14 protein-coding genes are annotated in these 16179 nt (G+C 59.5%); all 14 read right to left on the bottom strand.

Translation table 11 applies throughout. The features are described from left to right. Nucleotides 1-8: 8 nt before the first annotated feature. The 14 genes from ACSV9I_RS01260 to mraZ all read right to left on the bottom strand — a co-directional run bounded on the left by ACSV9I_RS01260 (nt 9) and on the right by mraZ (nt 15919). On the bottom strand, nt 9-935 hold the full coding sequence (locus ACSV9I_RS01260) for a D-alanine--D-alanine ligase (protein WP_438326642.1): 927 nt from the start codon (nt 933-935) through the stop codon (nt 9-11). A 211-nt stretch (nt 936-1146) separates the two neighbouring features. Then, complete coding sequence (locus ACSV9I_RS01255) at nt 1147-1902, bottom strand: GGDEF domain-containing protein (protein ID WP_438326641.1); 756 nt, start codon at nt 1900-1902, stop codon at nt 1147-1149. A gap of 161 nt (nt 1903-2063) precedes the next feature. Continuing rightward, nucleotides 2064-3038 (bottom strand): UDP-N-acetylmuramate dehydrogenase, encoded by a 975-nt coding sequence (murB, locus tag ACSV9I_RS01250; protein WP_438326640.1) that lies wholly within the window; start codon nt 3036-3038, stop codon nt 2064-2066. After that, on the bottom strand, nt 3039-4451 hold the full coding sequence (gene murC / locus ACSV9I_RS01245) for a UDP-N-acetylmuramate--L-alanine ligase (protein ID WP_438326639.1): 1413 nt from the start codon (nt 4449-4451) through the stop codon (nt 3039-3041). After that, nucleotides 4448-5569, bottom strand: a complete 1122-nt coding sequence (murG, locus tag ACSV9I_RS01240; RefSeq protein ID WP_438326638.1) for an undecaprenyldiphospho-muramoylpentapeptide beta-N-acetylglucosaminyltransferase — start codon at nt 5567-5569, stop codon at nt 4448-4450. Before murG ends, murC begins: the two co-directional genes overlap by 4 nt. 4 nt (nt 5570-5573) lie before the next feature. Then, nucleotides 5574-6728, bottom strand: a complete 1155-nt coding sequence (gene ftsW, locus ACSV9I_RS01235; RefSeq protein WP_054159503.1) for a putative lipid II flippase FtsW — start codon at nt 6726-6728, stop codon at nt 5574-5576. 1 nt (nt 6729) lies between these two features. Continuing rightward, the gene (gene murD, locus ACSV9I_RS01230) at nt 6730-8139 is read right to left on the bottom strand and encodes a UDP-N-acetylmuramoyl-L-alanine--D-glutamate ligase (protein ID WP_438326637.1); all 1410 of its coding nucleotides are present in this window, start codon (nt 8137-8139) and stop codon (nt 6730-6732) included. Between the two features lie 7 nt (nt 8140-8146). Next, complete coding sequence (gene mraY, locus ACSV9I_RS01225) at nt 8147-9247, bottom strand: phospho-N-acetylmuramoyl-pentapeptide-transferase (RefSeq protein WP_054159505.1); 1101 nt, start codon at nt 9245-9247, stop codon at nt 8147-8149. Nucleotides 9248-9271: 24 nt separating this feature from the next. Beyond that, on the bottom strand, nt 9272-10705 hold the full coding sequence (locus tag ACSV9I_RS01220; protein WP_438326636.1) for a UDP-N-acetylmuramoylalanyl-D-glutamyl-2,6-diaminopimelate--D-alanyl-D-alanine ligase: 1434 nt from the start codon (nt 10703-10705) through the stop codon (nt 9272-9274). After that, nucleotides 10702-12156: a UDP-N-acetylmuramoyl-L-alanyl-D-glutamate--2,6-diaminopimelate ligase gene (locus ACSV9I_RS01215; protein ID WP_438326635.1), complete on the bottom strand. Its 1455-nt coding sequence runs from the start codon at nt 12154-12156 to the stop codon at nt 10702-10704. The genes ACSV9I_RS01220 and ACSV9I_RS01215 overlap by 4 nt, the downstream gene beginning before the upstream one ends. A 56-nt stretch (nt 12157-12212) precedes the next feature. Further along, a complete protein-coding gene (locus ACSV9I_RS01210) occupies nt 12213-13958 on the bottom strand; it encodes a peptidoglycan D,D-transpeptidase FtsI family protein (RefSeq protein ID WP_438326634.1) in 1746 nt (581 codons plus the stop codon). Next, nucleotides 13958-14434, bottom strand: coding sequence for a cell division protein FtsL (gene ftsL / locus ACSV9I_RS01205; protein WP_054159509.1), 477 nt, complete (start codon nt 14432-14434; stop codon nt 13958-13960). Before ftsL ends, ACSV9I_RS01210 begins: the two co-directional genes overlap by 1 nt. Before the next feature lies 1 nt (nt 14435). After that, nucleotides 14436-15461 (bottom strand): 16S rRNA (cytosine(1402)-N(4))-methyltransferase RsmH, encoded by a 1026-nt coding sequence (rsmH, locus tag ACSV9I_RS01200; RefSeq protein ID WP_438326633.1) that lies wholly within the window; start codon nt 15459-15461, stop codon nt 14436-14438. A gap of 17 nt (nt 15462-15478) precedes the next feature. Continuing rightward, entirely contained in the window at nt 15479-15919 is a 441-nt protein-coding gene (mraZ, locus tag ACSV9I_RS01195; protein WP_245281493.1) for a division/cell wall cluster transcriptional repressor MraZ, read from the bottom strand. Between the last annotated feature and the right edge of the window lie 260 nt (nt 15920-16179).

Below are 16179 nucleotides of genomic sequence, written 5' to 3'. Positions count from 1 at the left end.
ATTGCCGCTCAACGAGAACAAGAAGCGTCCTCCACCATCCAACGCAGGAATTCACCAAAGTCATAGCCGGCATGCGCCGCCATTTCCGGCAGCAGCGAGGTCGGGGTCATGCCGGGCTGGTTATTCAACTCCATCCAGATCAGATCGCCCTCTTCGGACATCCGGTCGTCGTAGCGAAAGTCTGAGCGACTCACTCCGCGACACCCGAGCGCCCGATGCGCCGTCAGCGCCAAGTCTTGTATTTTTTGGTAAATTTTCGGTGAAATTTGCGCAGGAAGGACATGCTCAGAGCCCCCGGCCGCATACTTCGCATCAAAATCGTAGAAGACATGACCGAGAGGAACGATCTCAGTGACCCCGAGAACCTTGTCGCCCATGACACCGCAGGTCAGCTCGTGACCAGCGACATAACGCTCGACCATAACCTCGTCGCCATACTTCCATTCGCTCGACGTCAGGATCTGCGGTGGATGCGTCATATCCTCACGAACGATGACCACACCAAAGCTTGACCCTTCGCGAACTGGCTTCACCACATAGGGAGGCGCCATCGGATGAACCGTACCGATATCGAAGCGATTGAGAACAATCGCTTCCGCAACAGGCACGCCTGCCTGTGCCGCAACGATCTTCGCCTGGCGCTTGTCCATGGCAAGCGCCGAAGCCAGCACCCCCGAATGCGTGTAAGGAATCTGGAGATATTCGAGCACACCCTGGATCGTGCCATCCTCGCCGTAAGGCCCATGCAGCGCATTGAAGGCGACATCCGGCCGCAACTCTTCGAGCACCCGGCCAATATCACGGCCGACATCCACGCGACTGACACGATAGCCGACGGATTCGAGGGCTGTGGCGCAGGCTGCCCCCGAAGACAAGCTCACCGGCCGCTCCGAAGAAAATCCACCCATCAAAACCGCAACATGCCTGCCAGTCATCAACGCCTCGCAAAATTCGATACCTGCCCCGCGACTCTCAGGTCGCACGGGCTTTCTGCAAGATCAGTTGAACAACATTAAGGTTAATGAACCGTTTACTTTCGTTAACCAGGACCACTTTCAGGCCACGAAAAATCCTCCGATAGAGAATTAAAATCGGAGGATATCAAGCTGAAAATATGAACGATTTAGGGGCTGCGCACAAAAAGTTTCAATGCAGCAAGGCAACCGCTGGAGCGCTCATGAAATCGCGTCGTAAACCTGTGTCACGATCCAGAAACTGATCGGCATGGACGATTCGGTTGCGCCCTGCAGCCTTGGCGACATACATCGCCTGATCAGCCCGACAGAACATTTCGCTAAACCCCGCCCCCGTGGCAGCCTCGGCAATTCCAGCAGAGACCGTCACCGGGATATGGCCGCCAGGGCCGAAGAAAGCCCTGCACTCAACCGCGAGACGCACATGTTCGGCAATATCCATCACCGAGGCATCACCGTCACTGCCAATGAGGATGGCGAACTCCTCCCCGCCCAGGCGTGCTGCCATCCCATCCGCTGGTACGATCCGGCGTAGAATCTCGCCCACTTCAGCGATGACCTCGTCGCCAGCCTTGTGGCCGAAGTTGTCATTGATTGCCTTGAACCGGTCGATATCAAACAGGACCATCGAGACCGGCCCCTTCATCCGCTCAAACTGCTCGACGAATGCACGCCGATTCATCAGTCCAGACAGCATGTCGGTTCGGCTGAGAAGTTCGAACTTCTGCCGGGAAATACGTAGATCATAAATGGCAAGGCCGACGACGGCATATGCAACGAGCGCCACCAAAAACGAAACGGGTGGCGTAAGCACGGTCGCGATCGCCAGTGCCGGACCCAGCGGATAGGGCAGGAGGTTGAAGGCGACCAGCAACAAATGGGCGAGCAGATTAAGCCCATAAGCAACAAAGGCGATTTTGGCCGCCATCCAGGTCGCCTTGCTCCATACGGCAGCACGGGACGAAAACTCGCCCAGCGTTAGCTGCCGTATCACCCAATGCCGCGCAAATCTGACCATAAACCACCCCTGGACTGGAGGGAGCTTACGTTACGCGAGTTAAAAAACCGTCGTAGAGCGACTCGCGGCAGTCAGACAGCCGCGCTTCCCATGAACGGCTTGACCTCACGACCAGGCATAAAGATGCCAAGCCGCTTGATTTCCCATTCAAGTTTGACGCCGGTTTTCTCGAAGACCTGCTGGCGAACACTCTCGCCAAGATATTCGAGATCGTAGCCAGTGGCATGGCCGACATTGATCATGAAGTTGCAATGCAGGGATGACATTTGCGCACCGCCGATCATCAGTCCCCTGCATCCGGCCTCGTCGATCAATTCCCAGGCTGAATGGCCTTCCGGATTTTTGAAGGTCGACCCGCCCGTTTTCTCCTTCACCGGCTGCACCGTCTCGCGGTGGTGACGCACGGCATCCATGTCGGCGCGGATCTTGGCCTTATCCTCGGGATAGCCCTCGAACAGCGCGCTGGTGAAGATCAAGCCCTCAGGGGCTGCAGAATGACGGTAGCTGTAGCCCATATCCGCGTTCGACAGCACGTGAATATTGCCCTTGCGATCGACCGCCTCGACTTCGACCAGCCGACCCGCCGTATCGCCGCCATTGGCACCCGCATTCATGCGGATCGCCCCACCGATGGAGCCCGGAATGCCATAGTAGAAGTGGAAGCCGCCGATATTATTGTCCATCGCCATGGCGGCGATGTGCTTGTCCGGGCAAATCGCGCCAGCGCGAATTCGGTTCTCACCAGCAAGCTCGACCTGACCAAAACCCTTGGCCGACAGCCGGATCACCACACCGGGGATGCCGCCGTCACGCACCAGAAGGTTGGAGCCAACACCGACCACCGTCAGCGGAACGTCTTCCGGCAAAAGTTTCAGGAACGTCACCAGGTCATTGGTGTCATGGGGTTGAAACATGAGCTCGGCGAGGCCACCCGCCTGGAACCACGTTACACGGTCCATCGGCGCGTCTGGCGTCAGCCGGCCCTTCAGTTCACTGACCCCCGGTCCGAGCGAGGCCAGAAGCTTTTCCCCATCCACCTGTTTCATTCAAGACTTTCCCGCAATTGCATCCAGTTCAGCCGGCAGGGCGGCTGCCCACTGGGTAATGTTACCGGCCCCCAACAGGACCACAAAATCGCCCGGTTGCGCAATGGTCGCAACGAGAGAGGCAAGGTCTTCTGACTTCGGCAGGTAACGTGCGTCACGATGCCCGCCCGACTTGATCCGCGAGACCAGCGTTTCCGAATCGACGCCTGTGATCGGATCTTCGCCCGCCGCATAGACTGGCGACAGGAAAATCGTGTCGGCATCGTTGAAGCAGTTGGCGAAATCCTCGAAGAGACTTGCAAGCCGCGAGAAACGATGCGGCTGATGCACGGCGATAATCCGGCCCTTGCACGATTCACGCGCAGCCTTCAGAACTGCTTTGATTTCCACTGGGTGGTGCCCGTAGTCATCGAAGACCTGCACATTGTTCCAGCTTCCGGTCAAGGTGAAGCGACGCTTCACGCCGCCGAACCCCTCAAGCCCCCGCCGGATCGCCTCTTCCGGAATATCGAGGCGATTGGCAACCGCGATTGCGGCGCAGGCATTCGAGATATTGTGTCGCCCTGGCATGGGCAAGACGAGGTCATTGAAGTTGAACACACGACCGGTCCGACGACGGCGGATCTCCACGTCGAAGATCGAGCGCGTGCCGTCGAGGCGGACGTTGGAAAAGCGCACATCAGCCTGCGGATTTTCCCCATAGGTGATGACCTTGCGATCCTCGATCTTGCCGACCAGCGCCTGCACTTCCGGATGGTCAAGGCACATCACGCCAAAGCCGTAGAACGGAACGTTCTCGACGAACTGGCGGAAGGCGGCACGCGCATTGTCAAAGGTGCCGTAGTGGTCCAGATGCTCCGGATCGATATTGGTGACGATCGCCACTTCAGCCGGCAATTTGAGGAAGGTGCCGTCGGACTCATCCGCTTCGACCACCATCCACTCGCCCTCACCCATGCGCGCATTGGTACCATAGGCATTGATGATGCCGCCATTGATGACGGTTGGATCCATTGCGCCAGCTTCGAGGAGGGCGGCGACCATCGACGTCGTGGTCGTCTTGCCATGCGTTCCGCCAACGGCAATTGCATTGCGGAACCGCATCAGCTCCGCCAGCATTTCCGCGCGCCGAACGACGGGCAGCAGCTTTTCACGCGCCGCGACCAGCTCCGGATTTTCCTTCTTGATCGCTGTCGAAACAACGACGACTTCGGCCTCGCCGAGATTATCGGCGCTATGGCCCACGAAGACCTCGATCCCCTTGGCGCGCAACCGCTGCACATTCGCGCTTTCGGATTGGTCAGAACCTTGGACCTTGTGGCCGAGATTGTGCAGGACTTCTGCAATCCCGCTCATCCCGATGCCGCCAATCCCGATGAAATGGACCAGCCCGATGGTTTTCGGCATTTTCATTGTGTGGCTCCCTTCGACTGGGCGATGCCCTTGCCGGCGGCAATAGCCTCTACGAGATCGGCGAGCAAGCTGGCCGCATCCGGCTTGCCCGTGCTTTTTGCCGCCGCAGCTGTTTGAGCCAGCCTTTCCGGCGCATCCATTGCATCCTGCAGCAACTGCGCAATCCGTTCCGCCGACAGCTCTGATTGCGCAATAACCTCTGCTCCGCCTTCGGCTGCTAGCGCCTTGGCATTGGCGGCCTGGTCGTGATCAAGCGCATAGGGGTAAGGCACGAGGATGCTCGGGCGTCCGATCACTGCGAGCTCAGAGACGGTCGAGGCACCAGAGCGGCATATTACCAGGTGCGCTGACGCAATGCGCGCGGCCATGTCGGTAAAGAACGGCTCAACCTCAGCCGACACGCCGAGTGCCGCATAGGCGTCAACCACCTTCTGGCGATCATCCGGACGGGCCTGTTGGGTGACAACAAGCCTCTGTCGTGCGGCCTCCGGCAAAAGCTTGATAGCCGACGGAATGGCATCGGAAAAGAACTGCGCGCCCTGGCTGCCGCCAAAGACGACAAGCCGGAACGGTTCACCAGCGCCGGACGCCTGGTAGGCGACATTTGACGCTTCGATGACCGCTGGCCGGACCGGATTTCCAGTCAGCACCATCTTGTCACGATAATCGCCAGCCGGCGCCAGAAAGCCGCCGGCAATGGCTTTCACCCGCGAGGCAAGAAGACGGTTGGCACGTCCCATGACGGCATTCTGCTCATGCACAGCAGTCGGAACGCCAAGGCCCGCCGCAGCAAAAAGCGGGGGCACTGTCGGATATCCGCCGAAACCGATGACGGCCTTGGGCTTCAGTCTCGACACCAGCGCACGGCCCTGACGATACCCTTCCCACAACGACAGCAGCGCTTTGACAATGGCGACCGGGTTCTTCGAGCCAATCGTAGCGGAATTGACGGTATGCACAGTGTCAGCCGGAAAGCTTCCAGCATAACGCTCGGCCCGGCGGTCCGTGACGAGATCGACCCCGTAACCGCGACGCTTCAATTCATGCGCCAAGGCCTCAGCCGGGAAAAGATGGCCGCCGGTCCCCCCGGCGGCGAGCAAAATTGTGCCTTTGGACATGGGCTTACTCCGCTGGAACCCCGGCGACGGACCGGAACAGGCTCCGCTCCTGGGCTCGCTTTTCGGGGCGTCGACGGGTCAACGCCAGGATGAAGCCGGCCGTGACGCAGATCGCGGTCATCGACGAGCCGCCATAAGAGATCAACGGCAGGGTCATCCCCTTGGCCGGCAGAAGTTCGAGATTGACGCCGATATTGATCATCGACTGCACACCGAGCAGCAGAACCAATCCGGAAACGGCCAGCCGGTTGAAATCGTTGCGCTCGCGAAATGCATGACTGAGCCCCCGCAGCACGAGGAAGCCGAAGATCGCCACAAGCACCATGCAGAAGATGATGCCGAATTCTTCCGCCGCCACTGAAAAAATGAAGTCTGTATGACTGTCGGGAATGATCCGCTTGACGATCCCCTCGCCGGGACCCTGGCCAAACCAGTCGCCACGGATAATCGCCTCACGCGCTGTATCGACCTGGAAAGTGTCACCCTCCCCGGTCAGGAAGCGGTCGATACGACCTGCGACGTGTGGGAGCGTGTAGTAGGCACCGAACACGCCAAACACACCAAGCGATCCGAGAACCACGATCCAAAGCCATGGCATGCCGGCCATGAAGAACATGGCACCCCAGACGCTGCCGATCAGGATCGTCTGGCCAAGGTCAGGCTGGGCAATCAGCAAGGCGGCTGCAATGCCAAAAAGCAGGATGGCAAACAGATTGCCCGGAATTTCCGGCTGGCGTGCATGTTCGGCAAAGAGCCAAGCGCAGATCACGACAAAGGCAGGCTTCATGAACTCGGATGGCTGGATCGACATGCCGGCCAGCGACAGCCAGCGACGGCCTCCCTTGACCTCGATGCCGATGAACAGCACCAGCACCATCATGATAAGGGCAACGGCAAGAAGCACCATGGCCGTGCGCCGCACCTGCCGTGGCGAGAGGAATGACAGGCCGATCATCACAGTGAGCGCCGGCATCATGAAGAAGGCGTGGCGCTTGACGAAGTGAAAGCTGTCGAGCCCCAGCCGTTCCGCTACGGCAGGCGATGCCGCGAAGGACAGCATCAACCCGATACCCATCAGCAGCACGAAGGTGAACAGGAACAGACGATCAATCGTCCAGAACCAGTCCGCGACAGGACCTCGCTCAACGCGGCTCACCATATCATCTGCCTCCTGTTGGCACGTCGATCAGCATGGTTACCCCGTCGAGCTCCGCGACATGGGCAACGAAGGCCTCACCGCGAACCTCGAAATTCTTGTACTGGTCAAAGCTCGCACAGGCCGGCGACAACATGACGACCGACCCTTCGGTGTCTTCATCAGCATCCTGCGCCGCATGGGCGACGGCACGATCCAGCCGGTCGGAAATCTCAAAGGCCACGCGATCACCCAGTTGTGCAGCAAAGGCGGAGGCCGCCTCGCCGATGAGGTAGGCTTTCACGATGCGCGGGAAAAGTGGTGCGAGGCTTGCGATGCCACCCTCTTTCGGTAAACCGCCGGCAATCCAGTAGATCCGCTCATAGCTTGACAGGGCCGGCGCCGCCGCATCGGCATTGGTCGCCTTGCTGTCATTGACGAACAGCACCTGGCGGCGACGGCCAACCGGCTGCATGCGGTGATTGAGGCCGGGGAAACTCTCAAGTCCTGCGCGGATCTCGGCCACCGAGACACCAACGGCAAGGCAAGCCCCGATCGCAGCGGCAGCATTCTGCGCGTTATGGCTGCCCTTGAGCGTCTGGATCCCGCCCAGCTCCGCGAGCATCGACGTCTTGCCTTGCTCGGCAAGCATGATCGTAGAGCCTTCCGCATAAAGCCCATCGGCCAATGGCTGGCGCTTCGAGATCCGGATGACCTTGTGACCGCCCCGTTCGATGCGATCACCGATCAATTCGCAGTAACTGTCGTCGATCCCAACGATCGCGGTGCCTGCCCCGGCCACCAAGCGCTCCTTCACCTCGGCATAGTGCTGCATCGTCCCATGCCGGTCGAGATGATCCGGTGTGAGGTTGAGCAGGATGCCAGCCGTTGGATTGAGCGTCGGCGCGAGATCGATCTGGTAGGACGAACACTCAACGACGAAGTACCGCCCGTCCTTTGGTGGATCGAGCGTCAGCACGGCACGGCCGATATTGCCGCCGAGTTGCGTGTCCCGCCCCGAAGACGAAAGAATATGGGCAATCAGCGCTGTCGTCGTCGACTTGCCATTGGTGCCGGTGATCGCGATGAATGGGCAACTGGGCGCATGCGCACGACGTTCGCGCACAAAAATCTCGACGTCACCGATGATTTCGACACCCGAGGCCCTGGCCAGCGCAACCGTCCAGTGGGGCTTGGGATGCGTTAGCGGAACGCCCGGCGACAGCACGAAGGACGAAACCTGGCTCCAATCGATCTGCCTGAGATCACCTGTCGAAATCCCGACGGAGGCCGCACGGGTGACGCTATCGGGATTGTCATCCCAGGCAATGACATCTGCGCCACCAGCCAACAGTGCTTGTGCTGTGGCAAGCCCGGACCCTCCGAGACCGAACAGCGCGACCCTCTTGCCCTTGAACGTGGTTGCCGGGATCATCGCGCCCTCACCTGAGCTTCAGTGTCGACAGACCGAGCATGGCAAGCCCGACGGCAATGATCCAGAAGCGGATCACGACCTGGCTCTCTGTCCAGCCGAGCTTTTCAAAGTGGTGATGGATCGGAGCCATCAGGAACACCCGCTTTCCGGTCATTTTGAAATAGCCGACCTGGATGATCACCGAAAGCGTCTCCATGACGAAGAGACCGCCGATGATTGCCATGACAAGTTCGTGCTTCGTGGCGACCGCCACGGAACCGATCAGGCCACCCAGTGCCAGCGAGCCAGTATCACCCATGAAAATCGCCGCCGGCGGCGCATTGAACCAGAGGAAGCCAAGACCAGCGCCGATTACGGCTCCGAGCAGCACTGCGAGTTCCCCAGTCCCCGGCACGAAATGGATCTGCAGGTAGTTCGAGAAGACCGCGTTACCGGTCAGGTAGGCAATCACGCCGAACGAGGCTGCGGCAATCATCACCGGCACGATGGCAAGGCCATCGAGGCCATCGGTCAAGTTGACGGCATTGCCGGCGGCAACGATGACGAACCCACCAAAGATCACAAAGAACAGGCCGAGATCGAGAACGAAATCCTTGACGAAGGGGAAGGCTACCGACGAGCCGAAGGTCGAGGCTTCAGGTCCGGAGGCAAGCGCTGTCGACATCATGAAGTAAACGGCGACACCGGCAATCACGAACTCGATACCCAGACGGGCCTTGCCGGAAAAGCCCTTCTCCGTCTGCTTCGTCACCTTGAGGTAGTCGTCATAAAAGCCGATCGCGCCGAAGCCCAGCGTCACCAACAGGGTCGCGACCACATAAACATTCGAGAGATCTGCCCAAAGCAAGGAAGATACGACGATGCCCGCGAGGATCATCAAGCCGCCCATGGTCGGCGTACCGGCCTTCTTGAAATGCGTCTGAGGGCCATCCGCCCGGATCGGCTGTCCCTTGCCCTGGCGCACCCGAAGTGATGAGATCATCGCGGGGCCGAACAGAAAGACCACCAGGGCCGATGTAAACATGGCGGCGCCTGTTCTGAAGGTAATATACCGGAACAGATTGAAAAACTGAAAGTGGTTCGCCAGATCCACAAGCCAAATCAGCATGGGAGCCCTTTCCAAAAGCCCGGATTAAAACTGGCGCTCCGTGTCGGGGAACGACGGATACTTGTCAAGCAGAGCGGCAACGATCTTTCCGAAACCGATCCCGAGTGACGATTTCACCATGACAACATCGCCCGTCTGAATCTGAGAAACGACAAAGGCCACGAGGTCATCGGTGCGCTCGAAATGCACGACGTTGACCGTCTCTGGCAACGCCTCCCGAAGAGCTGCCATCTCCGGCCCGGCAAGCCAAACATGCTCGATACCGGCCGAAAGCAGCGGCCCCGAGAGTTCGGCATGCACGGTGGGGGCAAACGCGCCCATTTCCAGCATATCGCCAAGCACGGCAATCCGGCGGCCGCCAGCATCGGGCTGGGCCGCCGCAAGCACCGCGATCGCGGCACGCATCGAAGCGGGATTTGCGTTGTAGCTCTCATCGATCAAGGTGAAGCCGCCGCCGTTCAGCATCAACCGATGCCGGGCACCCCGTCCCTTGACGGCAGACAGGTGGCCAAGCGCTTCGATCGCGGCATCGATATCCGCCCCGACCAGAGCGACGGCTGCCAAGACAGCCATGGCGTTTTCCGCCAGATGCCGACCCGGCGCTCCAATCGTCACTTCATAGGTTTCAGCACCAAAGGATGCCCAAAGCGTCGACTGCTCGGCCGCACCATCGAATTCGGCAAGCCGGAAATCGGCCTTGGCATGCTGGCCGAAACTATGGACATTCTCGATGCCGGCCGCATATGCCGCGGCCTCAAGCTGTTCATAGTGCGGATTGTCTCGGTTGAGGATCACATCGCCCCCGGTGGCGAGCCCTTCGAAGATTTCTGCCTTGGCTTCGGCAATCTCTTCGACACTCGAGAAATTGCCGAGATGCGCTGGTGCAATTGTGGTGATGATTGCCACATCCGGGCGGACCATGCGCGACAGCGGGCCAATTTCACCCAGATGGTTCATGCCCAGCTCAAAGACGCCGTAGCGCGTATCGGCCGGCATACGCGCAAGCGTGAGCGGCACACCCCAGTGATTGTTCAAGGAGGCGACAGCAGCGTGCACCTTGCCAGATGGCTCGAGTGTCAAACGCAGCATTTCCTTGGTTGTTGTCTTGCCGACGGAGCCGGTCACCGCGATGACCGTTGCCGATGTACGTTCCCGTGCTGCAAGCCCGAGTTTTTGCAGCGCGGCAAAGACGTCATCAACGACGATCATCGGCGCCGTGAGCCGGCCGAGTGCAGGAAGCTTCGATTCGTTGACAACAAGGAGCGAAGCACCGTTGGCAATCGCAAAGGTCGCATAATCGTGACCGTCGACGCGATCTCCCTTGATCGCAAAGAAAGCTTCACCGGGCGAAACGCTCCGGCTGTCGATGGATATCCCGGTAATGCCGGAAGGCAAATTGCCGATCGGCCGTCCGCCCATGGCGGCAACCATCTCGCGTGAGGTCCAGAGCGTGCTCAACGGTCGAACTCCTCCAATGCCTTGCGGACTTCGATGTGGTCGGAAAAGGGTAAGGTCTCCGCCCCCACCGTCTGCCCTTCTTCGTGTCCCTTGCCCGCGACAATCAGCGTATCGCCCGCCGACAGCATGGCGACGGCCGCCCGGATCGCCTGAGCACGGTCACCGATCTCGATCCCCTTCGGGGCAGCAGCCATGATCTCGGATCTGATCGTCGCAGGCACTTCCGAACGCGGATTGTCGTCCGTCACGATGACGATGTCGGAGAGGCGCGTGGCGATTTCGCCCATGATCGGGCGCTTGCCCTTGTCGCGATCACCGCCGCAACCGAAGACCACGATGACACGTCCCGTGGTAAAGGGCCGGACGGATTGCAGCACATTGTCGAGCGCATCCGGCTTGTGGGCATAATCGACATAGGCCAGCGCGCCCTGTTTGGTCTGGCCAATCAATTCGAGCCGACCGGCAGCCCCCTTGAGGTGCTCCAGCGCCTTCAGCGCAACAGCAACCGGCGTACCCGTCGCGATGGCAAGCCCCGCAGAGACCAGCGCATTGGCAATCTGGAAATCACCGGCAAGCGGAATATGGACCTCATAAATGTCGTCGCCGTGATGGATCTCAGCCACTTGCTTGTGGCGGAAGTGTTCGACGCGCTTGAGCGCGAGGAAATTGCCGGCCCGTCCGACGGTCCGCACTTCATGGCCAGCTTCAGTCGCAACCCTCACAGCCTCGGCCGACCACGGATCATCAGAGAAGATTACAGCGGGCGAGCCCTTTGGCAGAAGATCGGTGAACAGCCGCATCTTGGCCGCCATGTAGTCTTCGACGGTCGGATGATAGTCCATATGATCGCGGCCGAGATTGGTGAAGCCGGCCGCCGCCAGCTGAACGCCATCGAGGCGGCACTGATCGAGCCCGTGGCTGGACGCTTCCATCGCCGCGTGGGTTACACCTTCGGCAGCGAGTTCGCCAAGCAGGCCATGCAACGAGATCGGATCCGGCGTGGTCAACGATCCGTAATCGTTGCGCGTTGGCGAAATCACACCTGTTGTTCCGATCTGCGCAGCCGCAAGACCGGCCTCCGCCCAGATCTGTCGGGTGAAGGATGCGACCGACGTCTTGCCGGCAGTACCGGTAACCGCAACCATGACTTCCGGCTGACGGCCCACGAAACGCGCTGCAGCCAATGCGAGGAAGCGTCTCGGATCCTCGACAACAATCACGGGAACGGCTGCCTCGATGGACTGCGCCGCCACGATGGCAACAGCGCCCTTCTCAACGGCCTGGACGACATAGGCTAAGCCATCCGTCTTGCTGCCACTCAGGGCAAAGAACAGCGTTCCGGGCTGGACATGACGACTGTCGGCCGACAGCGCCTTGATCTCCAATGCCTCTGCGCCACTTCGCGCGACCTGATCTTTGAAATCTCCACCCGCGAGAGCACCGAGCAACATGGCAGTCCATCCTTCCGGGCAAACGGGGCGAATCGCCCCGTCCACCTGCATCCTGATCAATATGAGACGAGCAAAGCTGAGCCGTCTTCCCCGAATTTGGGTTCTACACCGAGAATTGCGGCGCTTCTGCGGATGATGTCGCCGACCATGGGAGCAGCGGAGTTGCCAGCCAGTGCCGCGCCATTACCCTTGTCGGTTTTCGGTTCGTCGATGAAGGTAAGGACGACATAACGCGGGTTGTCGATCGGGAATGCGGCCAGGAAGGCGTTGAAGTTCTTGTCGCCGACATAGCGCCCGTTCACGACCTTGTCGGCCGTTCCGGTCTTGCCGCCCACGTCGAAACCTTCGACGCGCGCGTTCTTGCCGGAACCCTTGATGCCGTTCCACTCGAACAGGAAGCGCATGTCATCGCTGGTCGACGGCTTGAGAACCTGCGTTGCAAGCAGATCGGCCTGTTCGCGTGTCCGAGGAAGGAATGTCGGCGGAATCAACTTGCCGCCATTGACCAAGGCCACACCGGCCACCGCCGTCTGCAGGGGCGTGGTCGATACACCGTGACCGAAAGAGATGGTGATCGAGTTGATCTTCTTCCATTCCCGCGGCTGCGACGGCATCGCAACTTCAGGCAATTCGGTCTGCATCTTCGTCAACAAACCAAGTCGCGTCAGAAACTCCTTGTGTGCTTCGGTCCCGACGAGGTCGGCAACCTTAGCCGTACCAATATTGGAAGAATACTGGAAGATTTCAGGCACAGTCAGGATACGGTTCTTGCCGTGGAAGTCCTTGATGGTGAACCCACCAATGCGGATCGGATAGCGGGCGTCGAAACTGTCCTTGAGCGACACCTTGCCGGAATCGAGCCCCATGGCGATCGTGAAGGACTTGAATGTCGAGCCCATCTCGAAGGTGCCGTTTGCCATACGGCTCAGCCAACCGTCCTCGGATCCGACAGGATTGTTTGGATCAAAATCAGGCAGCGAGGCCATGGCAAGGATTTCACCGGTATGTGCATCGATGACGACACCGCCAGCACCGATCGACTTAAACTTCGCCATGGCGTCGACCAGCACGTCGCGGACGATGTTCTGCACACGCAGGTCGATCGACAGCTTTACCGGCTCCAGCGGTGCATCGCTGGTCATGCCAAGCGCCCGCAGATCCGCCATGCCCTGATTGTCGATATAGCGCTCCATCCCGACCATGCCGCGATTGTCGATGTTGACGTAACCGACAATATGCGAGGCCGTGGGACCACCCGGATAGAAGCGGCGCTTTTCCGGCCTGAAGCCGATTCCGGGAATACCGAGCGCCAGGATCTGGCTCTGTTGTTTCGGCGTCAGCTGGCGGCGCAGCCACTGGAAACGCGAATTGGACGACAGCTTGCGATAGGTGTCGCGAACATCCAGATCCTTGAGCACGGTTTGAAGCCGTTCGACAGCCTCGTCGGCATCGACGATCTTGTGGGGCTCGGCAAACAGCGAAACAGTCCGGATGTCGGTCGCCAGCACTTCGCCGTTGCGGTCGAGAATGTCGGGACGCGACGCCATCAGGCGGTCCGCCGGCAGAATGCTGGAGACGGTTTCCGGCTGCGCATAACCATACTGCACCAGACGGCCGCCGATAACCGTGTAAACAAGGCAGAAACCCGCGATCACCAGACCGACACGGTTCTTGGCCATCTGCGACTTGCGCTTGCCGGCACCTTTGATTGTCAGATTATTGGCCGAGACGCCACCGCGCTGACCGTCTGTTGAGAAGTGGGCACGGCTCTTCAGGACCATGATTCGGGAAAGAAAGGTCATCAGTTATCCACCGATCCTGTCGTGATGAGGTCCCGGACGGGGTCGGAATTAGCAGCATCGGCTGCCATTGCAGCCTCTGCCTCGGCGGCCTCGGCTTCCGCTTCGGCAGCAGCCACAGCGGCGGCTTCGGCTCTTGCTGCTTCCGCCTTGGCAAGTTCTTCGGCGGCAAGCTTCGACTCTGGCGTCTCGGATTTCGGCATGGGCAATTCGACCGGTCGCGCCAGCTGCGTCGGCGCAGTCGGTTCCAGTTGCAGTTCGGTTGCATAGGCATGCACGAGACGCTCAAGCCGGTTGGGCTGGGTCAGCAGCGCATGGTCGGCCTTGAGCAACTCGATCGTATCCTTCTCAAGCTTGATCTCGGCCTCAAGACGACGAACCTCAGCCGCCTTGTTATCGGTGTCATGTTTGATCTGGTAGGTGATTGTGGCAGCAGCCAGCATCGTTCCTATCAGAAGCAGATCGAAGGTTTTCAACATGTTAGCCTCCAATCTTATCGAGTGCGGTCAGATCCGGCAGGTCAAAGATAGACATGTCGGCGTTTTCTGCTGGTGCTTCGGTGCGAATGGCGGCCCGCAGCTTGGCCGAACGCGCCCGAGGATTGACCTCTGCCTCTTCGTCACTTGCGGCAACCATACCCTTGCCAACAGGCTCGAAGGTCGCTGGTCGCGCTTGGACCATTGGAAGATGGCGCGAACCTGACGCCTTGCCCGACCGTTCGGTCAAAAACTTCTTCACGATGCGGTCTTCGAGCGAATGGAATGTAACAACGACGAGGCGCCCACCGGGCTTCAAAGATTGCTCGGCTGCAAAAAGCGCACGGGCAAGCTCCCCCAATTCGTCATTGACGAAGATACGCAGCGCCTGAAAGACGCGCGTGGCCGGATGGATCTTGTCCTTCGCTTTGCGCGGATTGACGGTCTCAATCAGGTTGGCGAGATCGCGGGTCGTCGTAAACGGCTCTGACGCACGACGCTTTTCAATGGCACGCGCAATACGGCCCGGGTGCTTCTCTTCGCCGAGAAAACCGAAAATGCGGATCAGATCGGAAACTTTGGCGCGATTGACAACATCGGCGGCCGATACACCGCTCGCTGACATCCGCATGTCGAGCGGTCCGTTGCGCTGGAACGAGAAGCCACGATCGGCCTCGTCGATCTGCATGGAAGAAACGCCGATATCGAGAACAACGCCGTCAAGACCGGTCTCCGGCGCTTGAGCTGCCAGTTCGGAGAACCGGGAATGTCTGAGATCGAGACGGCCCATATGGGCCTTGACCATCGACTGCCCGCCAGCAATCGCCGTCGGATCGCGGTCAATCGCGATGACGGACGCACCTGCATCGAGGATTGCCGCACTGTAGCCGCCCGCACCAAAGGTTCCATCAAGGATGACCTTTCCACTGGCAGGCTCCAGCGCCGCAACCACCTCATGCAAGAGAACCGGAATGTGGCGAACCGGTCCGCCATTGGCATCGGGAGCACCTTCGCCAAGATTCGCCGCCATTCCGTATCCCCGTTTCTCTAGTTCTTCAAACCTCTCTGCCTGACCATTTCCCTGGCTTTCGCCTGCGCCTCGTGAAACGCCTGTGGCTGCCACAGCTGAAAATGGTCCGACCGCCCGACGAAGCAGACCTCCGAGGAAATCCCCGTGAAATCCCGGATGAACTCCGTCACCGGCAACCGCCCCTCGGCATCGAGGCGCATATAGACGCCGCCGCCATGGAGAAGCAGCGACATCTCGTTCGCCTCCAACGCGAATGGATCTTCTGCCGCCATTCTGCGCTCGTAGCGATCGAGCAGATCCGGACCGCCGATATTGATGGCCGGATAAACGAAATCCTGGAGACAATAAAGCTCCTGAATTCCCTGCTGCGAAAGCACGGCACGAAATGCCGCAGGGACGGAAACACGCCCCTTCGCATCGATCCTGTTTGTCGCATTGGACAGGAAGCGGCCCGCCACTGGAATCCGACCTCCCACTGGACGAAGGCCAGCTGATCGGCCTCCGGATACTCATTGATACGCCAACCGCACAACCGACCGGAAAGCAGCAGCCGAAAACTCGACTGATTGGGCCCGCTCTACGATCGGACGGAGCAACAAAGAACTCCGTAACGGCATGAAAATGGGATACCATGGGACACTATGGGCGTCAATGGGATTGGGACCTGCAGACCCCTTTCGGGATTCAAGAATGAATAGACGATTAAGCTTAACAAATC

Origin of the sequence: Rhizobium sp. G187 (assembly GCF_051549525.1) — a bacterium.
Lineage (GTDB): Bacteria > Pseudomonadota > Alphaproteobacteria > Rhizobiales > Rhizobiaceae > Allorhizobium.
The sequence above is the reverse complement of the archived record's forward strand: the minus strand, read 5'-3'. Positions and strand labels throughout refer to the sequence as shown.